The sequence below is a fragment of the Vibrio sp. bablab_jr001 genome (assembly GCF_016464285.1).
Taxonomy (GTDB): domain Bacteria; phylum Pseudomonadota; class Gammaproteobacteria; order Enterobacterales; family Vibrionaceae; genus Vibrio; species Vibrio fluvialis.
The window spans coordinates 40,833-61,507 of sequence record NZ_JACDWZ010000072.1 but is presented as its reverse complement, the minus strand read 5'-3'; the positions used below and the strand labels follow the sequence as shown (position 1 = coordinate 61,507).

Annotated in this window: 17 protein-coding genes; 11 read left to right on the top strand and 6 right to left on the bottom strand. The window is 54.0% G+C overall.

The annotated features are described in order from the left end of the window. The first annotated feature begins 9 nt into the window (after positions 1-9). Positions 10-639 (top strand): response regulator transcription factor, encoded by a 630-nt coding sequence (locus tag JIG40_RS10885; protein ID WP_020329364.1) that lies wholly within the window; start codon positions 10-12, stop codon positions 637-639. 2 nt (positions 640-641) lie between these two features. Here the strand turns inward: JIG40_RS10885 and JIG40_RS10880 are convergent, their stop codons facing one another. Continuing rightward, on the bottom strand, positions 642-2,387 hold the full coding sequence (locus tag JIG40_RS10880; protein WP_020329363.1) for a potassium/proton antiporter: 1,746 nt from the start codon (positions 2,385-2,387) through the stop codon (positions 642-644). A 413-nt stretch (positions 2,388-2,800) separates the two neighbouring features. Between JIG40_RS10880 and JIG40_RS10875 the strand changes: the two genes are divergently transcribed. Both JIG40_RS10875 and JIG40_RS10870 read left to right on the top strand, forming a co-directional pair. Beyond that, the gene (locus tag JIG40_RS10875) at positions 2,801-3,067 is read left to right on the top strand and encodes a DUF4212 domain-containing protein (RefSeq protein WP_020329362.1); all 267 of its coding nucleotides are present in this window, start codon (positions 2,801-2,803) and stop codon (positions 3,065-3,067) included. A gap of 12 nt (positions 3,068-3,079) precedes the next feature. After that, entirely contained in the window at positions 3,080-4,783 is a 1,704-nt protein-coding gene (locus JIG40_RS10870; protein WP_044363295.1) for a sodium:solute symporter family protein, read from the top strand. 80 nt (positions 4,784-4,863) lie between these two features. Here the strand turns inward: JIG40_RS10870 and JIG40_RS10865 are convergent, their stop codons facing one another. Beyond that, the gene (locus JIG40_RS10865; RefSeq protein ID WP_020329360.1) at positions 4,864-5,529 is read right to left on the bottom strand and encodes a 7-cyano-7-deazaguanine/7-aminomethyl-7-deazaguanine transporter; all 666 of its coding nucleotides are present in this window, start codon (positions 5,527-5,529) and stop codon (positions 4,864-4,866) included. 396 nt (positions 5,530-5,925) lie between these two features. Between JIG40_RS10865 and gmk the strand changes: the two genes are divergently transcribed. From gmk to JIG40_RS10835, 6 genes are all read left to right on the top strand, one after another. Next, on the top strand, positions 5,926-6,549 hold the full coding sequence (gmk, locus tag JIG40_RS10860; RefSeq protein ID WP_020329359.1) for a guanylate kinase: 624 nt from the start codon (positions 5,926-5,928) through the stop codon (positions 6,547-6,549). 102 nt (positions 6,550-6,651) lie between these two features. Further along, the gene (rpoZ, locus tag JIG40_RS10855) at positions 6,652-6,924 is read left to right on the top strand and encodes a DNA-directed RNA polymerase subunit omega (RefSeq protein ID WP_004728487.1); all 273 of its coding nucleotides are present in this window, start codon (positions 6,652-6,654) and stop codon (positions 6,922-6,924) included. A gap of 38 nt (positions 6,925-6,962) precedes the next feature. Then, positions 6,963-9,083, top strand: coding sequence for a bifunctional GTP diphosphokinase/guanosine-3',5'-bis pyrophosphate 3'-pyrophosphohydrolase (gene spoT / locus JIG40_RS10850; protein ID WP_020329357.1), 2,121 nt, complete (start codon positions 6,963-6,965; stop codon positions 9,081-9,083). A gap of 144 nt (positions 9,084-9,227) precedes the next feature. After that, positions 9,228-9,914 (top strand): tRNA (guanosine(18)-2'-O)-methyltransferase TrmH, encoded by a 687-nt coding sequence (gene trmH / locus JIG40_RS10845; protein WP_020329356.1) that lies wholly within the window; start codon positions 9,228-9,230, stop codon positions 9,912-9,914. Positions 9,915-10,002: 88 nt separating this feature from the next. After that, complete coding sequence (gene recG, locus JIG40_RS10840; RefSeq protein WP_199465342.1) at positions 10,003-12,081, top strand: ATP-dependent DNA helicase RecG; 2,079 nt, start codon at positions 10,003-10,005, stop codon at positions 12,079-12,081. 267 nt (positions 12,082-12,348) lie between these two features. Further along, positions 12,349-13,740 (top strand): uracil-xanthine permease family protein, encoded by a 1,392-nt coding sequence (locus JIG40_RS10835; RefSeq protein WP_032080316.1) that lies wholly within the window; start codon positions 12,349-12,351, stop codon positions 13,738-13,740. 76 nt (positions 13,741-13,816) lie between these two features. Here the strand turns inward: JIG40_RS10835 and envZ are convergent, their stop codons facing one another. From envZ to JIG40_RS10815, 4 genes are all read right to left on the bottom strand, one after another. After that, on the bottom strand, positions 13,817-15,124 hold the full coding sequence (gene envZ / locus JIG40_RS10830) for a two-component system sensor histidine kinase EnvZ (protein ID WP_020329353.1): 1,308 nt from the start codon (positions 15,122-15,124) through the stop codon (positions 13,817-13,819). Between the two features lie 72 nt (positions 15,125-15,196). Next, positions 15,197-15,919, bottom strand: a complete 723-nt coding sequence (gene ompR, locus JIG40_RS10825) for a two-component system response regulator OmpR (RefSeq protein WP_020329352.1) — start codon at positions 15,917-15,919, stop codon at positions 15,197-15,199. A 273-nt stretch (positions 15,920-16,192) separates the two neighbouring features. Next, a complete protein-coding gene (locus JIG40_RS10820) occupies positions 16,193-16,798 on the bottom strand; it encodes a bifunctional 4-hydroxy-2-oxoglutarate aldolase/2-dehydro-3-deoxy-phosphogluconate aldolase (RefSeq protein WP_199465381.1) in 606 nt (201 codons plus the stop codon). Between the two features lie 12 nt (positions 16,799-16,810). Next, on the bottom strand, positions 16,811-18,190 hold the full coding sequence (locus tag JIG40_RS10815) for a GntP family permease (protein ID WP_020329350.1): 1,380 nt from the start codon (positions 18,188-18,190) through the stop codon (positions 16,811-16,813). 159 nt (positions 18,191-18,349) lie between these two features. On the opposite strand from JIG40_RS10815, the gene JIG40_RS10810 reads away from it, so the two are divergent. Both JIG40_RS10810 and edd read left to right on the top strand, forming a co-directional pair. Then, on the top strand, positions 18,350-18,871 hold the full coding sequence (locus JIG40_RS10810) for a gluconokinase (RefSeq protein ID WP_199465341.1): 522 nt from the start codon (positions 18,350-18,352) through the stop codon (positions 18,869-18,871). Further along, positions 18,868-20,673, top strand: coding sequence for a phosphogluconate dehydratase (gene edd, locus JIG40_RS10805; RefSeq protein ID WP_199465340.1), 1,806 nt, complete (start codon positions 18,868-18,870; stop codon positions 20,671-20,673). The genes JIG40_RS10810 and edd overlap by 4 nt, the downstream gene beginning before the upstream one ends. Positions 20,674-20,675: the final 2 nt, after the last annotated feature.

Below are 20,675 nucleotides of genomic sequence, written 5' to 3'. Positions count from 1 at the left end.
TTTAACGTCATGGACTCGACCTACACCATCATCATTGCCGATGATCATCCGCTATTTCGCAATGCCCTGTTCCAATCTGTGCACATGGCAGTCAGTGGGGCGAACCTTCTTGAAGCTGATTCTCTCGATGCGCTGCTCGCGCTGCTCAATAAAGGCTCTGAGCCGGATCTGCTGCTGCTGGATTTGAAAATGCCCGGCGCCAACGGCATGTCGGGGCTGATTCACCTGCGTGCCGAATACCCGGATTTACCGATTGTGGTGGTGTCTGCCAGTGAAGAGCCGTCAGTGGTGTCACAAGTCAAAAGCCATGGCGCGTTCGGCTTTATTCCTAAATCGAGCGACATGCGCAGTTTGATCAGCGCAATTAATCAGGTGCTGAACGGCGAACCGTATTTTCCGGAAGGGCTGATCGCCGATGCGGGAGCTTGTAACGATCTGGCGGAGAAAATCGCCGCCCTGACTCCGCAGCAATACAAAGTACTGGGCATGTTGTCGGACGGCTTACTGAATAAGCAGATTGCTTATGAACTGAATGTTTCGGAAGCCACCATCAAAGCACATATGACAGCGATCTTCCGTAAACTTGGGGTGAAAAACCGCACTCAGGCAGTGATCCTGCTGAAAGAGATGAGCGAATAACGCTACTCGCCCGCCTCCACCACATCATCTTCCGCTGGCAGACGTAAACCAATCTTGGTCACCTGCCAGTCCACCACGTCGGCCACCACCCAATGCAGGCCATGCCATTCGAAGTGGTCACCCAGTACCGGGGTGGTGCCAAGGTGTTCGGTCACTAAATCTTTCAGCGTTTTATCGTCGCTCAACTCGCCCAAATCGAGACCATAAGCCATCGCGATATCCACCAGTTTGGCTTCAATATCGAGGAAGAAGTCACCAAAGAAGCGCGCCAGTGAGGCTTTTTCCGGTGCTTCACTGAACAGTTGGCTGAGCGCTTCAAGATCTTTTTCCTGCGCCAGCACACACAGCGTATCCCCTTCTTCAAGCTTGGTACTGCCCGACGGGTGAAGCAGTTGCTGCTGACGGAATACCGCCGCAATCCGCGTACCATCCGGCATGAACAGGTTACGCAGCGGCTCACCGATGCACCATTTGTCCTGCTTCAGATTGTAGATAAACAATTCCCACTCGCTGGTCGGGAAAATCTCGACCCCCGTGCGCGAAATGGGTTCTGGCTTTGATGGCAGCTCCACCTTGGCCAGCGACATCGCCTTGGTCAGCGTTCCGCCCTGCACAATCAGCGATACCATGACCACGAAGAACGCCAGATTGAAGTAAAGCTGTGCATCCGGCAATCCGGCCATCATTGGGAACACCGCCAGAATGATCGGAACCGCGCCGCGCAATCCGACCCAGGAAATGAACCATTTCTCGCGGGCGGTAAAGCTTTTGAACGGCAACAGGCCAATCCATACCGACACCGGACGGGCAAACAGAATCATACCAAACGCCAGCGCCAGACCCGGTACCATGATCGCCACCAGATTTGACGGTGTGACCAGCAGACCCAACACCAGGAACATGCCGATTTGCGACAACCAGGTCATGCCATCCAGCACGTTCAGAATCGAATGACGGCTGCGGGTTGGGCGGTTACCGATCAGCAGACCAACCAAATAAATCGACAGAATGCCGCTGCCGCCGAGCGCGTTCGACAACGCAAAAATAATCAGGCCGCCGCTCACGGTCAGAATGGAATAAAGCCCTTCGGGTAACTGGCTGCGATTGATCAGTTTCCACAATAACCAGCCGCCACACAGGCCGAGTAACGCACCGAGACCAAACTGTTTCACAAAGCTCAGCGCCAGGAAACCTGCGCTCAGATCGCTGCTCTGGCTGCCCAGTACTGCAATCATGGTGACGGTCAGAAACACGGCCATCGGGTCGTTGGTACCGGATTCAATTTCCAGCGTGGCTCCGACACGCTCGTTGAGACTGCGACCTTTGAGCAGCGAGAACACCGCCGCCGCATCGGTTGAACCGACAATCGCACCCACCAGAATGCCCTGCAGCAGATCGAGATCAAACAACCAAGCTGCCATCAATCCGGTCAGCATCGTGGTAATCGCTACCCCGACAGTCGCCAAAGACACCGACGGCCAGAATGCGACCCGGAAACTCGCTACCCGGGTGCGCATCCCGCCATCGAGCAGGATGATCGCCAGCGCTAGGTTACTCACCAGATACGCTACCGGATAGTTATCAAATAAAATGCCACCGACCCCGTCTTCCCCAGCCAACATACCGACGGCAAGAAAAACCAAAAGAATAGGAATCCCCAGTTTTGAGGATACCGGGCTCAGGAGTACGCTGAGCGCAATGAGTAATGCGCCAACCAGAAAAAAGCTGTTGATGGTAATCGCGTCCACACTCCCCCTCCCTTAATTAAATTGTTGTTATATACGGTGGATTCCACCGCGCTACTGCTTGCCTATTGTGCACGAAAACCTAGCAGTTTGACGAAAAGTTTATGTAAACAAATACCACCTAACCTAAGTGTGGCAAGCGCTGCCGATCGGCGCGCAACACAAATTCCGCATTGCCGACACTAAAAAAGTGCCGCCGACACGACTTTTCTGGTGCGGATGTCTTAGACCTTTGGCTAATTTAACATAGTTTTAACACACAACCTGCATCACAAACCCGCCATGAAGCCTTGATTTTCCATCGTTTTAAACAAAAACCGTCACGACTAAAGTTGCACAGACCCCTTGATTAAACACTGCTAAATTACAAACCGTAACATTGCGTTAACACAACATCTAACAGGAAGGAGAAGGCCATGGCGTTCGAATCTACAGAACATGCTCAAGCCTACTGGAAAGAAAACTTGGGGATTATGGGGTCACTGCTCGCAGTGTGGTTCTTAGTATCTTATGGCGCGGGCGTGTTATTCGTCGATGCGCTCAACAGCATTCATTTAGGCGGCTTTAAGCTTGGATTCTGGTTTGCACAACAGGGCTCAATTTACACCTTCGTCGCTTTAATCTTTATTTACGTTGCGCGGATGAACTCGCTCGACAAAAAGTACAACGTGCACGAAGACTAAGAGGTTTTAGCAATGGATATTCAAACTTGGACGTTTCTTCTCGTTGGTCTCTCTTTCGCTCTGTATATTGGCATCGCCATCTGGGCTCGCGCGGGATCAACCAGTGAGTTCTATGTCGCAGGCGGTGGTGTACACCCTGTCGCGAATGGTATGGCGACCGCAGCAGACTGGATGTCAGCCGCATCGTTCATCTCAATGGCAGGTATCATCTCGTTCATCGGTTACGATGGTACGGTTTACCTGATGGGTTGGACAGGTGGCTACGTTCTGTTGGCTCTGTGTTTAGCGCCTTACCTGCGTAAATTTGGCCAGTTCACTGTGCCGGATTTCATCGGCGAACGTTACTACTCGAAAACGGCTCGTATGGTAGCGGTATTCTGTGCGATCTTCATTTCCTTCACCTACGTAGCAGGTCAAATGCGCGGTGTGGGCGTGGTATTCTCCCGCTTCCTCGAAGTTGACATCAACGTGGGTATCGTTATCGGTATGGCGATCGTGTTCTTCTACGCCGTACTGGGTGGCATGAAAGGCATCACTTATACACAGGTAGCTCAATTCTGTGTGCTCATTTTCGCCTTCCTTGTACCAGCTATTTTCACTTCAATCATGATGACCGGTAACCCGCTGCCACAAATTGGTATGGGTTCAACCATCTCAGGCACTGATGTTTATCTGCTTGATAAGCTTGATGGTCTGACGCAGGAGCTTGGCTTCACAGCGTACACTGAAGGCAACAAGAGCATGGTGGATGTGTTCTTCATCACGGCGGCTCTGATGGTGGGTACGGCAGGTCTGCCACACGTCATCATTCGCTTCTTCACGGTACCAAAAGTGCGTGATGCGCGTATCTCTGCGGGTTGGGCACTGCTGTTCATCTCTCTGCTGTATACCACTGCACCAGGTGTGGCTGCGTTTGCTCGCGTGAACCTTATCGAAACCATCAACGGTCCGGACATGCAAGGTGTGACGGCTGAGCAAGCACCAAGCTGGTACAAAAACTGGGAAAGCACAGGTCTGGTTAAGTGGGAAGATAAGAACGGCGATGGTCGCATGTTCTACTCGGGTGATGCTCGCAACGAAATGAACATCAACCGTGACATCATCGTACTGGCTTCTCCAGAGTTGGCGAAACTGCCTAACTGGGTTGTAGGTCTGCTGGCAGCAGGTGGTTTGGCAGCAGCACTGTCTACAGCGGCAGGTCTACTGCTGGTTATCTCAACGTCTATCTCTCATGACTTGTTGAAGAAAGGCTTCAAGCCAAATATGACCGACAGACAGGAACTGATGGCTGCGCGTGTCGCTGCAATTGTCGCCATCGTCGGCGCCGGTTACTTGGGTATTAACCCTCCGGGCTTCGTGGCTCAGGTGGTCGCCTTCGCCTTCGGCTTGGCAGCAGCCTCCTTCTTCCCTGCCATCATTCTGGGTATCTTCTACAAGAAGATGAACAAAGAAGGGGCGATTGCAGGTATGGTGGCGGGTATCGCGTTCACTGCGGCTTACATCATCTACTTCAAGTTCATCAACCCGGCAGCAAGTACGCCTGACAACTGGTTCTTTGGTATCAGCCCAGAAGGCATCGGTACGCTGGGTATGTGTCTGAACTTCGTGGTCTCAATCGTGGTGAACAAATTCACGGCTGAAGTACCGACTGAAGTCCAAGACATGGTTGAGTCTATCCGCTATCCAAAAGGCGCTGGCGCGGCTCACGACCATTAATCCTCTCCAGAGCGAGTGAATTGTAGGGATTCTCTCCACAAAAAAGCCCGGGCACTGCCCGGGCTTTTCTCTATCTTGGTTTACGCTTTCGCGACAGTGAAATTCGGGTTCACCGCCGTCAGTTTGCGAATCAGATAATTGAGCAGAACACCATACATCGGCACGAACAGGCCAAGGCTGATGATCAGCTTGAAGCTGTAATCCACCAACGCGATTTCCGTCCAGTGCTGCGCCATAAACGGATCCGGGCTCTGGTAGAACGCGATGGCGAAGAAAGCGATGGTATCCAGCGCATTACCAAATAAGGTGGATGCGGTCGGTGCCACCCACCACTGCTTCAATTGACGCAGGCGGTTAAACACATGCACATCCAGAATCTGACCCAGTAAGTAAGCCATAAAACTGGCGGCGGCAATACGCGCCACAAACAGGTTGAACTCACTCAGCGGCGCCAAACCCTGAAACTGGCCTTCAAAGAACACCACAGACAGCAGGTACGACACCAACAGCGCTGGCAGCATCACCAGAAAGATGATTTTGCGTGCCATCGGCGCACCAAAGATACGTACAGTCAGATCGGTCGCCAGAAAAATAAACGGGAAAGTGAAGGCGCCCCAGGTGGTATGAAAACCAAAGATGGTAAACGGAATCTGCACCAGGTAGTTGCTCGAGGCAATGATCACCAGGTGGAACAGAACAAGATAGGATAAAGCTTTGCGCTGCTGCGCAGGGGTAAAGTTACTCATATTGTACCTTTTTAGTTTGTTTTGGGGGCGAGGGAACCCAAATTGAAGCCGTAGCTTCACTCACAATGTTAGTCACTGACACTCATCTGGCTCGCAGCCAGCGTCAGGGGCGGCGATTATACCTTAATCAATTGGCCCTGCAAGTGAGCAAAAAATAGCAAACGTTTTTACCATCAAATAATTGCGCGAGTCCCCCTTTCGCTCACTCAGCGAAGCCGATCTCAGCCTGTGACCTTTTGCTTGAGAAGATCCAAAGGATCGTGCTAATCTTCGCCTCCATTTTTCTGGCCTAAAATTCATCCTCCGAATGAACAAATGCGGGTCAGTGCTATCTTTTAGGGTGTTGAACGCGCAAGCTTCAGCACACAATCCCCAACCCAACGTGGAACCGAACAGATGGGCAAAGGTACTCTATATATCGTCTCTGCACCGAGCGGCGCAGGCAAATCAAGCTTGATCGCGGCGCTGTTGGAACGCAATCCGACTTACGCGATGAAAGTGTCTATTTCGCACACCACGCGCGGCATGCGTCCTGGCGAACAAGATGGCGTGCATTACCATTTTGTGCAGAAAGAGCACTTCGAAGATCTGATTGGTAAAGGCGAGTTTCTGGAGTACGCCGAAGTATTCGGTAACTACTACGGCACTTCCCGTGTATGGATTGAGGAAACTTTAAACAAAGGTATCGATGTTTTTCTCGACATTGACTGGCAAGGCGCGCGTCAGATTCGCGAACAGATGCCAGCGGCGAAAAGCATCTTTATTCTGCCGCCATCCAAAGAAGAGCTGGAGCGTCGTTTAAACACGCGCGGCCAGGATAGCGAAGCAGTGATTGCAAAACGTATGAACGAAGCGCAGTCGGAAATTTCGCACTACAGCGAATACGATTACGTGATCGTCAACGACGATTTCGATGTCGCACTGATGGATTTTAAAGCCATCATGCGTGCAGAAAGATTGAAGCAGGATAAGCAAGCTGCTAAATATAGCAGTATGCTGGCTGCACTTCTGGCGGACTAAGCCCGCCACCATGAAATTGGCCAGCCTCTCGCTAGTATCTCAACGCGTTAGGCTGTATACTTTCTCGTCATTCAACATTTTAGTTAACTATTTGGAGTTCTCATGGCACGCGTAACTGTTCAAGACGCTGTTGAAAAAGTTGGCAACCGTTTCGACCTAGTTCTGATTGCGGCTCGCCGCGCTCGTCAAATGCAAACTGGCGGTAAAGACTCACTGGTGCCGGAAGAGAACGATAAGCCAACGGTTATCGCTCTACGCGAAATCGAAGAAGGTCTTATCACGAAAGATGTGCTAGACGCACGTGAACGCCAAGAGCAGCAAGAGCAAGAAGCAGCAGAATTGGCAGCGGTAAGCAGCATCGTGCACAACCGTTAATTCTGCATCAGGAATTAATCAACACTCGGGCCTGAAATTTGTATCTATTCGATAGCCTCAAAGATGTTGCCCAGGAATATCTCACAGAGCCTCAAATTGAGGCTCTGCGCCAATCTTATGTAGTGGCAAGAGATGCCCATGAAGGGCAAACCCGCTCAAGCGGCGAACCTTACATTATCCACCCTGTTGCTGTAGCTCGAATTCTGGCAGAAATGCGTCTGGATTTAGAAACGCTGCAAGCCGCGCTCCTGCATGATGTTATCGAAGATTGTGACGTCACCAAAGAAGACCTCGAAGCTCAGTTTGGCCATGCCGTGGCAGAACTGGTGGACGGCGTATCTAAGCTCGACAAACTCAAATTCCGCGATCGCAAAGAAGCACAGGCTGAGAACTTTCGAAAAATGGTCCTGGCCATGGTGCAGGACATTCGCGTTATCCTGATCAAACTGTCAGACCGGACCCACAATATGCGTACGCTGGGCGCTCTTCGCCCGGACAAAAAACGTCGCATCGCCCGTGAAACACTGGAAATCTACGCTCCGCTGGCACACCGCCTCGGTATTCATAACATCAAAACCGAGCTCGAAGAGCTGGGCTTTGAAGCTCTGTATCCCAACCGTTATCGCGTTCTCAAAGAAGTGGTGAAAGCCGCGCGCGGTAATCGTAAAGAGATGATTCAGCGCATTCACAGTGAAATCGAAGGTCGCCTGCAAGACGTGGGCTTGCCCGCTCGCGTGGTGGGCCGCGAGAAAAACCTGTTCTCCATCTACAACAAGATGAAAACCAAAGAGCAGCGGTTTCACACCATTATGGATATTTACGCGTTCCGCGTGGTGGTCGACAGCGCCGATACCTGTTATCGCGTGCTTGGCCAGGTACACAGCCTGTACAAACCACGTCCGGGGCGTATGAAAGATTACATCGCGGTCCCGAAAGCCAACGGCTACCAATCGCTGCACACCTCCATGGTCGGCCCGCACGGCGTGCCAGTGGAAGTGCAGATCCGTACCGAAGATATGGATCAGATGGCGGACAAAGGGGTCGCTGCACACTGGTCTTACAAAGCCAACGGCGATCGTGCCGGCACCACCGCGCAAATTAAAGCGCAGCGCTGGATGCAAAGCCTGCTTGAGCTGCAACAAAGCGCTGGTAACTCATTCGAATTTATCGAAAACGTCAAATCCGACCTATTCCCGGACGAGATTTACGTCTTCACGCCAAAAGGCCGCATTGTGGAACTACCTGTCGGCGCCACCGCGGTTGATTTCGCTTACGCGGTGCATACCGACGTGGGTAACACCTGTGTCGGCGCTCGTGTCGATCGCACACCGTACCCACTAAGCAAACCACTGAAAAACGGCCAGACCGTGGAAATCATCAGCGCACCGGGTGCCCGCCCGAATGCAGCATGGCTCAACTACGTGGTAACCTCACGCGCACGTACCAAGATTCGTCAGGTACTAAAAACCATGCGCCGTGAAGAGTCGATCACGCTGGGACGTCGTCTGCTCAACCACGCTTTGGGTGATTTGTCGCTGAGCGACATCAGTGCCGACAACATCAAACATGTTCTGAGCGACCTTAAGATCGCCAGCGAAAACGATCTGTTGGCCGCAATTGGTCTGGGCGAACTGATGAGTATCGTGATTGCCCGCCGTCTGTTGGGCGATGCCGATGAGTTGACGGAAACCGAAAGCAAAGATGGCAAACCGAAGAAGAAACTGCCAATCCGCGGTGCGGAAGGCATTCTGCTGACGTTCGCGAACTGTTGTCACCCGATTCCGGACGACTCGATCATCGCGCACGTCTCTCCGGGCCGAGGTCTGGTGGTGCACCGTGAAACCTGTCCGAACGTACGCGGCTATCAGCGCGAACCGGATAAGTACATGGCGGTAGAATGGACCCGTGATTACGATCAGGAATTCATTACCGAGCTGCGAGTCGATATGCAAAACCGTCAGGGTGCGCTGGCTGAGCTGACCAATGTCATCTCCAAAACCGGCTCCAACATCCACGGCCTGTCGACCGAAGAGCGTGATGGCCGTCTGTATACAGTGACCGTGCTGCTGACCACGAAAGATCGCGTCCACTTAGCAGGCATCATGCGGAAGATCCGCACCATGCCAAATGCGCTGAAAGTGAGGCGCAGAAAGTACTAAACGTACGCTTGAACTGCCCTTGATAGCCACCTATCAAGGGCTTTTTTATTTTCGATTATGTTCAAACGACTTCACCCGTCGTCACCTTAGTGACCCCCTTTGAAGTCGTTTGGGTATAAAGGTAAAAACTTCAGAGTCCTAACCATGAACTTAGACCGTTATTCCCGAATTCAGGAAGTCTTAAAAGCCCGCCAAACCGACTTAACCGTCTGTCTGGAAGAGGTGCACAAACCCAATAACGTCTCCGCGGTCATTCGTACTGCCGATGCGGTCGGTCTGCACAAAATTCACGCCATCTGGCCGAACGAGCAGATGCGCACCCTGACCCACACTTCCGCCGGTGCCCGTAACTGGGTTGAACTGCAAACGCACGACAGCACACTGGAAGCGATTCAACACCTCAAAGATCAGGGTATGCAGGTCCTGGTGACCAATCTGTCGGACGATGCGGTTGATTTTCGTGACATCGACTACACCAAACCAACAGCCATCATTCTCGGCAGTGAAAAAGTGGGCATTTCCAAACAAGCGCTGGCCCTGGCAGATAAAGACATCGTGATCCCGATGGTCGGCATGGTGCAATCACTCAATGTCTCGGTGGCTGGCGCGCTGATTCTGTATGAAGCGCAGCGCCAACGTCAGCAAGCGGGCATGTATGAGCGCGACGAAAGTCCGCTGCCCGCAGAAACCATCAACCGTATTCTGTTTGAACGCGGCCATCCGGTGCTGGCGAAAGTCGCCAAGCGTAAAAAGCTTGACTATCCACAGCTGGATGACGAAGGCCAGATCGTGGCCGACGAGGCGTGGTGGAAAGCGATGCAGAGCGCGTAATTGGCCCACCGGGCCGAATTACCCCTGTACAAATAGACAGCTCAGTGTTTGAATAGTTACCCAGTCAATTGGTTACGTGGTTGAATCTATGTCGCAGCTTCTTTCAGCAATTCCGTTAAGTTCACTCTCCGGCGTCGGTGCCAAGGTGGCCGAGAAGCTGGAAAAAATTGGTTTGAACAGCGTTCAGGACTTGCTGTTTCATCTGCCGCTGCGTTATGAAGATCGCACCCGTATCTACCCGATTATCAAACTGCACCCGGGCCTGTGGGCTGCGGTGCAGGGCAAAGTGATGGCGGTCGACACCACCTTTGGCCGCCGCAAAATGCTGACGGTTAAAATCAGTGACGGCAACGGGACACTGACGCTGCGTTTTTTCAACTTTACCGCCGGTATGAAGAACAACTTCGCCGACGGTAAGTTAGTGCACGCTTACGGTGAAATTAAGCGCGGTAATGGCGGGCTGGAGATCATCCACCCGGATTACAAATTTTTCGCCCCGGCGCAAAGCCCCGATGTAGAACCCAACCTGACTCCGGTCTATCCGACCACCGATGGCCTGCGCCAACTCACGCTGCGTAACCTCACCGATCAAGCACTGGCCTTGCTCGACAAAGCCGCCGTGCAGGAGCTACTGCCCTCAGGCCTGTATGACCACCAAATCACCCTCGCCCAAGCGCTGCACACCATTCATCGCCCGTCAGCGGACATCGATCTGAGCCTGTTTGACGAAGGCCGTCATCCGGCGCAGATTCGCCTGATCATGGAGGAGCTGCTGGCGCAGAATCTGTCGATGCTCGCCGTACGCAGCAAAGGTCAGCAGGACATCGCGCTGCCGCTGCCAGAAACTCAGCAGCTAAAACAGCAGTTGCTGGCACAGTTACCCTTCTCTCCGACCAATGCGCAAGCACGCGTGGTGCGTGAAATCGAAGCCGATCTCGCCAAACCGCATCCGATGATGCGCTTGGTACAGGGCGATGTGGGGTCAGGCAAAACGCTGGTGGCCGCACTGTCTGCGGTGCGGGCGATCGAACACGGTTATCAGGTCGCGTTGATGGCGCCGACCGAACTCCTGGCTGAGCAACATGCGATCAACTTTGCCAACTGGTTTGAAAGCATGGGTATTCAGGTCGGCTGGCTGGCGGGCAAACTGAAAGGTAAAGCAAAAGAAGCCGAACTGGCGCGCATTGCCAGCGGCGAAGTCAAAATGGTGGTCGGCACTCACGCCCTGTTTCAGGAGCACGTAGTGTTTGACCATTTGGCGCTGGTGATCATTGATGAGCAGCACCGCTTTGGTGTCCACCAGCGTCTGGAACTGCGTGAAAAAGGCGCCAAACAGGGTGCTTACCCGCATCAGTTGATCATGACCGCAACGCCGATTCCGCGCACGCTGGCGATGACCGCCTACGCTGATTTAGAGACCTCCGTGATTGATGAATTGCCGCCAGGGCGTACTCCGGTTCAAACCGTGGCAATTCCGGATACCAAGCGTGACGACATCATTGAGCGCGTACGCCATGCATGTCTGACCGAAGGCAAACAAGCCTACTGGGTCTGTACACTGATTGATGAGTCGGAAGTGCTCGAAGCGCAAGCGGCGGCCGAGACCGCCGAAGAGCTGCAGCGCAAACTGCCGGAGGTCAAAATTGGTCTGGTGCACGGGCGGATGAAACCGGCGGAAAAGCAGGCCGTGATGCAGGCGTTTAAAGACAATCAGCTGCATTTATTGGTCGCCACTACCGTGATTGAAGTCGGGGTGGATGTCCCCAACTCCAGCCTGATGATCATCGAAAACCCGGAGCGTCTGGGTCTGGCCCAGTTGCACCAGTTACGCGGCCGGGTTGGCCGTGGCTCCGTGGCGAGTCACTGCGTGCTGCTCTATCATGCACCGCTGTCAAAAACAGCGCAGAAGCGTCTCGGCGTGCTGCGTGAGAGCAACGACGGCTTTGTGATTGCGCAGCGCGATCTGGAAATCCGCGGCCCGGGTGAACTGCTCGGTACCAAACAGACTGGCCTGGCCGATTTCAAAATCGCCGATCTGGTGCGCGATCAACGCCTGATCCCTGAAGTAAAACGCATCGCGCGCCACATTCACGACCATTACCCGGACAGTGCGCTGGCCATTATCGACCGCTGGCTGGGTGAACGCGACGTTTACGCCAAAGCCTAACTCTCACTGTCGACAATAGAACAGGCGCGAACTCGCGCTGATTGACCGCGATCAATCACTTATCTCCACGCCATGGCAAACGTTTGCCTTTCTGAGTAAAACCTCTATAATCGCCGCCAAAATCGAGTAAACGCAAACGTTTACCTTGGGGTGCATCCCCACATCCTGAACCGGACCTGATTAACAGCAATCACAGATAACGTCCGCGTTCCGCTTCCACTGCCCACTCAGCGCAGGCGAAGTGACATAACACATTAGGAAACTGCCATGACAACCCAAAACACGCGTAAGTCCGATCTGGTTTACCAGCTCAATGACCGTCCGCCGCTGCCACAAACGTTCTTTGCCGCTCTGCAGCACCTGCTGGCGATGTTTGTTGCCGTAATCACCCCGTCTTTGATCATTTGTCAGTCGCTGGGCGTACCCGCCGATCAGACCAACACCATCATCAGCATGTCGCTGTTTGCTTCTGGTTTGTCATCGTTTATCCAGATTCGTACCATCGGCCCGATTGGTTCCGGTCTGCTGTCGATTCAGGGGACCAGTTTTAACTTCCTTGGTCCGATTATCGGTGCAGGACTGGCGCTCAAAGCGGGTGGCGCTGACATCTCAACCATGATGGCGGCCATTTTCGGTACTATTCTGCTGGCCTCTTTTGCTGAAATTCTGCTGTCGCGCGTGCTGGAGTTTGCCCAGCGCATCATCACCCCTCTGGTCTCCGGGATTGTCGTGACGCTGATTGGTCTGACGCTGGTACAAGTGGGTCTGGTATCCATGGGCGGCGGCTACGCGGCGCTGGGTGATGGTACCTTCGGAAGCCTGGATAAACTGGCGCTGGCAGGTACAGTGCTGGCCATCATCGTGATTCTTAACCGCTCACACAATCCCTATGTGCGCGTCGCTTCTATCGTCATTGCAATGCTGGTGGGTTATGTGATGGCGTACCTGATGGGTATGATCGATACCAGCCAGCTGGGCGATACCGCCGTGATTGCACTGCCCATTCCGATGCAATACGGCCTGAGTTTTGACTGGTCGCTGTTTATTCCTCTGGTACTGATTTTCCTCATCACTGCGCTGGAAGCGATCGGCGACATCACGGCAACCTCAGAAGTGTCTGGCGAGCCGGTCAAAGGCCCGGTATACATGAAACGTATCAAAGGCGGCGTACTGGCAGACGGCATCAACTCGGCGCTGGCAGCGGTGTTCAACAGCTTTCCGAACTCTACCTTCAGCCAGAACAACGGTGTGATCATGCTGACTGGTGTTGCAAGCCGCTACGTGGGCTACTTCATTTCCGGCATGCTGGTTCTGCTTGGCCTGTTCCCGGGTGTGGCGAGCTTTGTCCAGCTGATTCCTGAACCTGTTTTGGGCGGCGCGACCATCGTGATGTTCGGTACCATCGCTGCGGCGGGTGTACGCATCATTTCCCGCGTCGACCTCGATCGCCGCGCGATTCTGATCATGGCGCTGTCGTTCTCGATGGGCCTGGGTATCGCCCAGAAACCGGAAATCCTACAATTTATGCCGGACTTCATTAAGAGCATCTTCTCATCTGGTGTCGCAGCCGGCGGAATTACCGCTATTCTGCTTAACCTGCTGCTGCCAGAAACACATACTCCTCGTGAAGAAGCTCGCGAAGAGGCACTGGATTCGTAATCGCGCATCCTGACTGCAAATCATAAAAAAGCTCGCCATTTGGCGAGCTTTTTCGTTGTCTCAGTGCTGGAAAAAACTAGCGGGTCGGAAAGCTGATTTGCGCTTTCAGGCCGCCATCACTGCGGTTATTCACCGCCACCGAGCCGTGATGCTGGCTGATGATACGTTTGACAATCGCCAGCCCCAGCCCGGTACCTTCACTGCCGCGCGCGGTGTCACCACGAGTGAAGGGTTCAAACAGCTTGTTGACCTGCGACGGCTCAATGCCCGGGCCGTTGTCTTCCACACTGACCCACGCCATTTTCTTATCCGCGGTTAAGCCGGTGCTGACTTTGACCCAGCCGTTACCGTAGCGCAGTGCATTGACGACCAGATTACTCACCGCCCGCTTAATCGCGATCGGGTTGCCAAATGCCGGCACCAGTTCCGGATGCAGATTCACTTCTACCTGCACCTCGTAGCCACCTTCAGACGTCGCCACATCGTTGGCAATCTCATTCAAATCAACCTGTTCAAAACTCTGTTTGTTGACGGGTTTGAGATAGTCCATGAACTGACTGATGATCTCGTTGCACTCTTCGGTGTCACTGATGATGCCTTCGGCGAGATAGCTCTCTTCCGGTGACATCATTTCCGTCGCCAGACGAATGCGGGTCAGCGGCGTACGTAAGTCGTGACTGATGCCCGCCATCAGCAGCGCACGATCGTCTTCCAGAGCCTGAATGCCTTTCGACATCTGATTGAAGGCGCGCGTCACGGAGCGAATTTCGCTGGCGCCTTTTTCACGGATCGGCGGCGGAATTTCACCACGGCCCACCGCTTTGGCGGCTTTTTCCAGCGCAATCAGCGGCCGGTTCTGCAAGCGGATGAACAGCCAGCCGCCAACCAGAATCAGCACCGCCATGACGATACTATTGCGAAACAGCGGCGCAAAATCCTCTTCCTGCAGCTCAGACAGCGGGATAAGCAATACCTGCCCCGGCAGCAAATCGATTTTCATCCACAGCACATAGCTGTCTTTGCCCAGCCCCATGCGCACTTCGGTGTGCGAACCGAGTTCCTGCGACATCTCTTCGCTCATCAGATCGATGGTCATCGAATGGTTGAAACCATCGGCCTGCGGGCTGTTCTCATTGAAGATGCTCACCCCAAGCTGCTCCAGCACTTTGCGCCTCATCGGCACATCCATCGACAAACCTTGTTCTGCCGGATTGGGCGAATCGTCGAGCATCAGGCTGATTTCATGGCTGAGGATTTTGTTGAACTGCTGCAAGCTCGGCATCAGCGCATAATTAAACAGGGCGTAATAAGAGTAGGCTTGGCTGGCAATCAGCAGAGTGAAGAACAACAGAATGGTTTGAGTAAATGAACTGCGGATACGCATGAGACACCTTTAGGAAAAGAGAATGTTGAGTACCAGCGTCAGGGTGACACTGGTACTGCAAGGGGCGTCAGATTAGCTGGCGGATTTACCATCCGGAACGAACACGTAACCCAGACCCCATACGGTCTGAATATAACGCGGTTTGCTTGGATCAACCTCCAGCATGCGGCGCAGGCGAGAGATCTGCACGTCAATCGAACGCTCCATCGCCGAATATTCACGGCCACGAGCCATGTTCATCAGTTTATCACGCGACAATGGCTCACGCGCGTTGGTTACCAGCGCTTTCAGCACGGCAAATTCACCCGACGTCAGTGGCATCGCTTCGTCACCACGGAACATTTCCCGCGTGCCGAGATTAAGGCGGAATTCACCAAATTCGACCACGGTATCGTCTGAGCTTGGCGCGCCCGGCGCTTCAATCACCTGGCGACGCAGCACCGCTTTAATACGGGCCAGCAGCTCACGTGGGTTAAATGGTTTTGGCAGATAGTCGTCTGCGCCTACTTCCAGGCCGACGATGCGATCAATTTCATCGCCTTTAGCAGTCAGCATCAGAATCGGAATTGAATTGTTGGCGTTACGCAGACGGCGACAAATCGACAGGCCATCTTCGCCGGGCAGCATCAGATCGAGCACCATCAGGTGAAAGGTTTCACGGGTTAACAGGCGGTCCATCTGCTCACTGTTCGCCACGCTGCGCACCTGAAATCCCTGTTCAGACAAATAACGCTCCAGCAATGCACGCAAACGCGCGTCATCATCGACGACTAAAATTTTGTAGTTTTCTTGCATGTGTCCTGATCCCACCAATTAAGTGACTGCGCCCGATAAGACCGGGGCGAGTAAAATGTAACACTGTTATGCACGCTTAGATTCAAAGAATTGTTAACGTTTATTTCCGTTTACCGCCTTGCAGTAACCCTTTGACGGTTGAGGCGGTTACGCGCCGCTAGGCATTAATTTGCTTTTATCATAGCCCATCAGCACTGAACAACCCGTTTCATGCAGCACAAAACAAAAAAGCCAGCCGCTTGGGCTGACTTTCTCATGAATGACCAGAGAGGATTACAGCTCGCGCACCAGACGCGCAATCTCGTCCCAGTTGCCGCTGTCCATCAGATCGCTCGGCACCATCCAGGTTCCGCCACAGGCAACCACCGACGGGAGCGCCAAATAGTCGGCCACATTGCGCGGATTAACGCCGCCTGTCGGCATAAACTGCACCGGATAGACCGCAGACAATGCTTTCAGCATCGCGACGCCGCCCGACGGCTCTGCCGGGAAGAACTTGAGTGTTTTTAGCCCCAGCTCCATCGCCTGTTCAACCAGACTGGGATTATTCACCCCGGGAACAATCGCAATACCGCGCTGTTGGCAGTATTTGACTGTGGTCGGGTTTAATCCCGGGCTGACGATGAAATCGGCCCCCGCGCTGATGGCCTGGTCGACTTGCTGCGTGGTCAGTACCGTGCCTGCGCCAATCAGCAGCTTCGGATACGCGTCGCGCATCAGGCGAATCGATTCCTGCGCCGCATCGGTACGAAACGTCACTTCCGCACAAGGCAGGCCGTTTTCTACCAGCACTTTCGCCAGCGGCACCGCATGCTCCGCATCGTTAATCGCAATCACCGGGACAATTTTGATTTGTTGCAGTCGTTGTTCAAGAGTCATCATCAATACACCTTAAAAAATGAAGCTAAGCAGCGCGACGATCACGAAGGCAATCGTGCCGAGCAGGGTTTCCATTACCGTCCAGGTTTTCAGTGTGGTCTTCTCATCCATTTCCAGCAAGCGGGAAACCAGCCAGAAACCGGAATCGTTGAAGTGTGACAACACCGTCGCACCACCGGCAATCGCAATCACGATAAAACACAAATCCAGCTCACTCAGGCCGACGGTCTGAGACACAATCGGTGCCATCAGCGCCGCGGTGGTAGTCAGCGCCACGGTGGCCGAACCTTGCGCGACGCGCAGACAGGTTGAAATCACAAACGCGGCGACAATCACTGGCATGCCCGTGTCCGCCAGTACATCCGCCAACGCCTGACCGATACCACTTGAGCGCAGCACGCCGCCAAACATACCACCCGCACCAGTGACAAGAATCACCGCACAAATCGGCGCCAGCGCGTCAGTACACAGTTTTTCCAGCTTACCCATGCCGTATTTGCCAGCGAACACACACAAACACACCAGCAAAGTGATCAGCAGGGCGATCGGCGTTTTGCCCAGCATACGCAGGAACTCAATCGCGGGTTGCTGACCATCAATCAGGCCCGCCACCGCCAGCGTGTTCAGACCGGTATCCATGAAAATCAGCAATACAGGCAGAATCAGGATCAGCAGAACCGTGGAAAACTTCGGTAAATCAGTTTTGTCTTTGAACATCACTTCGGTGTTCAGAAACGCTTTGGAGAGAGGAATGTTGAATTTATTGCCGGAATACAGACCAAACAGGTAGGCACCGAAATACCAGGTCGGCATCGCCACCAAAAGGCCGACAATCAGCAGCAGACCTAAGTCTGCGCCGAGCAAATCCGACGCGGCAACAGGGCCCGGGTGCGGCGGCACAAACGCGTGCATCACCGCAAACGCACCGGCAGCTGGCAGCGCGTATTTGAGCGGCGAACCGCCAAAGCGTTTCGCCACGCTGAACAGGATCGGCATCATTACAATCAGGCCGGCATCAAAGAAAATCGGAAAGCCGAACATCAGCGATGCCACACCAAGCGCCAGCGGCGCGCGCTGCTCGCCGAAACGGCCAATTAAGGTGTCCGCCAGCACTTTCGCTCCGCCAGTCACTTCGAGAATTTTACCGATCATCGCACCAAGGCCGACCAGCAGTGCGACCGAAGCCAGTGTGCCTCCAAATCCCGACATCATAGTCGGTACCACTTTCTCACTCGGCATACCGGTGGCGAGGGCGGTGCCAAAGCTCACTAACGTCAGTGAGGCAAAGGCGTGCACCTTCAATTTCATAATCAAAATCAGCAATGCTGCGATGGCGCAGGCAGCGATCAGCAGCAGATAAGTAGGGTCTGGGCTATGTGCTAATGGTTCCATTTTGTTCACCTTTATCAAGGATTGGATGTTTGTGTATTGGTTCACAAATCTAAAAGTTACGGGTAACATGTTACCGATAACACCACTAAGATAAAGTCAATTCTTAGGGCAATTTTCGAAATTGAGATCTCGCTCAGATCTCGTGATTAAGGAGTCTGTATGACGGGTAGCAGCATTATCGTTATGGGCGTAAGTGGCTCGGGCAAAAGCACCATTGGCGCAAGTATTGCCAAGCATCTCGACGCGAAATTCATCGATGGTGATGACCTACATCCACGCGCCAATATTCAAAAAATGCGCCGCGGTGAACCACTCAACGACGCTGATCGTGCGCCTTGGCTGGAGCGCATTCGCGATGCCGCATTCAGTCTCGAGAACAAGAGCGAACGTGGGGTGATTGTCTGCTCGGCGCTCAAAAGGTGTTATCGCGACCAGATTCGCGAAGGCAATGAGCACATGACGTTTGTGTTTCTTGATGGGGATAAATCTCTGATTCTGGAGCGCATGCGCGCCCGTCAGGGTCACTTTATGAAAACCGATATGCTCGACAGCCAGTTTGCCACGCTGGAGTACCCGACTGTCGACGAGCGCGATGTACTGATCATTCCCATCGATTGCAGCATTGATGAGGTGGTCGCTCATGCCGTCGCGGCACTGAATCAGCAGGAGGCGGTCGCATGATTCAGCCAATCATCGAGCAGGTCACCGAGCGCATTCGCCAGCGCAGCGCACAAACCCGGCAACAATTTCTGGCCAAAACCGCGGCGCAACTCGCAGCCGGGAAAGGCAAAGCCAGCCTGTCGTGCGGTAACTTAGCCCACGCGATCGCCGCATCATGCAACAACGAAAAATCGCACATTCTTGACTTAACCCGTTCCAATCTGGCCATCGTCACCGCTTACAACGACATGCTCAGCGCCCATCAGGTCTATAAAAACTATCCTGAGCAGATCAAAGCCACACTGGCACCGCTTGGCCATACTGCGCAAGTGGCCGGCGGCGTACCCGCGATGTGCGATGGCGTGACTCAGGGCCAACCGGGCATGGACATGTCGCTGTTCTCACGCGATCTGATTGCCCAGACCACAGCGATGTCTCTCAGCCACAACATGTTCGATGGCACCCTGTTGCTCGGCATCTGTGACAAAATAGCCCCAGGGCAACTGATGGGCGCCCTCGCCTACGCTCATTTGCCGACCGCGTTCATTCCTGCCGGTCCCATGGCGACCGGGATCAGCAACGAAGAAAAAGTTGATGTGCGCCAGAAGTACACCGCTGGTCAGGTCGGTCGCGACGCACTGCTGGAGATGGAATGCAGCTCTTATCACTCACCGGGCACCTGCACCTTTTATGGCACCGCCAACACCAACCAACTGGTGTTTGAAGCCATGGGCTTGATGTTGCCGGGATCAGCGTTTGTGCCACCGCACAGCGCGCTACGCCAGGCATTGACCGATTACACCGCACAAGCAATTGCGGCGCAGGCGCCGGGCACACCGGGTTACCGCCCACTCAGCGACGTGGTGACCGAAGAAAGTCTGGTCAATGGCGTGATAGCGCTGCTGGCTTCCGGCGGCAGCACCAACCACACCATTCACATGGTCGCAGTCGCGCGCGCCGCGGGCCTGATTCTGACCTGGCAGGACATCAGCGATCTGTCCGATGTGGTGCCGCTGCTGGTCAATGTCTATCCGAACGGCACCGCCGACATCAATGAATTTGAAGCCGCCGGCGGCGTGCCGATGCTGATGACGCGCCTCAATGAGCGCGGCCTGCTGCATCAAAATGTGACGCCCGCCATCGGCAGCTTTGAGCAGCAATTGCAGCGCCCACAGCTGCAGCGTGGCGAACTATACTGGCAAGCGTGCACCGAGACTCTCAACCCCAGCGTGATTGCGCCGCAAGGCGAAATGTTTCAGGCCAGCGGCGGTATTAAAGTGCTGCAAGGCAACTTGGGTCAGAGCGTGATTAAGATTTCAGCGGTCAAAGCGCAGCATCACGTAATTGAAGCCGAGGCGAAGGTGTTCGATTCGCAGCACGATGTCGAAGCGGCCTATCATCGTGGCGAACTCAATCAGGATTGTGTGGTCGTCGTACGCTACAGCGGACCTGCGGCCAACGGCATGCCGGAGCTGCACAAACTGATGCCGATTCTGGGCAACGTGCAAAAAGCGGGCTATCGCGTGGCGCTGGTCACCGATGGCCGTTTGTCGGGTGCATCGGGCAAAATTCCGGCCGCGATTCATGTTTCGCCAGAAGCACTGCGCGGTGGCGCGATTGGTTTGCTGCAAAATGGAGACCGAATTCGTCTCGATGCCACCCAAGGTCAGTTAACCTGTTTGACGGATTTACGTGGCCGCACGGCGGTGGCACCCAACTGCGCAGCAACGCAGCAGAGTTGGGGCAGAGAGTTGTTTGCTCAGGCGCGCCATCTGGTGACAGCGGCGGATCAGGGCGCGACGTTTCTATTCGACGCGCAGTAAAG

Coding starts and splice junctions, on each gene's coding strand:
- ompR (WP_020329352.1), bottom strand. CDS start 15,919: ATGCAAGAAAACTACAAAATTTTAGTCGTCGATGATGACGCGCGTTTG.
- JIG40_RS10835 (WP_032080316.1), top strand. CDS start 12,349: ATGACAACCCAAAACACGCGTAAGTCCGATCTGGTTTACCAGCTCAAT.
- JIG40_RS10865 (WP_020329360.1), bottom strand. CDS start 5,529: ATGAGTAACTTTACCCCTGCGCAGCAGCGCAAAGCTTTATCCTATCTT.
- trmH (WP_020329356.1), top strand. CDS start 9,228: ATGAACTTAGACCGTTATTCCCGAATTCAGGAAGTCTTAAAAGCCCGC.
- envZ (WP_020329353.1), bottom strand. CDS start 15,124: ATGCGTATCCGCAGTTCATTTACTCAAACCATTCTGTTGTTCTTCACT.
- JIG40_RS10810 (WP_199465341.1), top strand. CDS start 18,350: ATGACGGGTAGCAGCATTATCGTTATGGGCGTAAGTGGCTCGGGCAAA.
- JIG40_RS10820 (WP_199465381.1), bottom strand. CDS start 16,798: ATGACTCTTGAACAACGACTGCAACAAATCAAAATTGTCCCGGTGATT.
- JIG40_RS10885 (WP_020329364.1), top strand. CDS start 10: ATGGACTCGACCTACACCATCATCATTGCCGATGATCATCCGCTATTT.
- JIG40_RS10815 (WP_020329350.1), bottom strand. CDS start 18,190: ATGGAACCATTAGCACATAGCCCAGACCCTACTTATCTGCTGCTGATC.
- JIG40_RS10875 (WP_020329362.1), top strand. CDS start 2,801: ATGGCGTTCGAATCTACAGAACATGCTCAAGCCTACTGGAAAGAAAAC.
- rpoZ (WP_004728487.1), top strand. CDS start 6,652: ATGGCACGCGTAACTGTTCAAGACGCTGTTGAAAAAGTTGGCAACCGT.
- recG (WP_199465342.1), top strand. CDS start 10,003: ATGTCGCAGCTTCTTTCAGCAATTCCGTTAAGTTCACTCTCCGGCGTC.
- gmk (WP_020329359.1), top strand. CDS start 5,926: ATGGGCAAAGGTACTCTATATATCGTCTCTGCACCGAGCGGCGCAGGC.
- edd (WP_199465340.1), top strand. CDS start 18,868: ATGATTCAGCCAATCATCGAGCAGGTCACCGAGCGCATTCGCCAGCGC.
- JIG40_RS10870 (WP_044363295.1), top strand. CDS start 3,080: ATGGATATTCAAACTTGGACGTTTCTTCTCGTTGGTCTCTCTTTCGCT.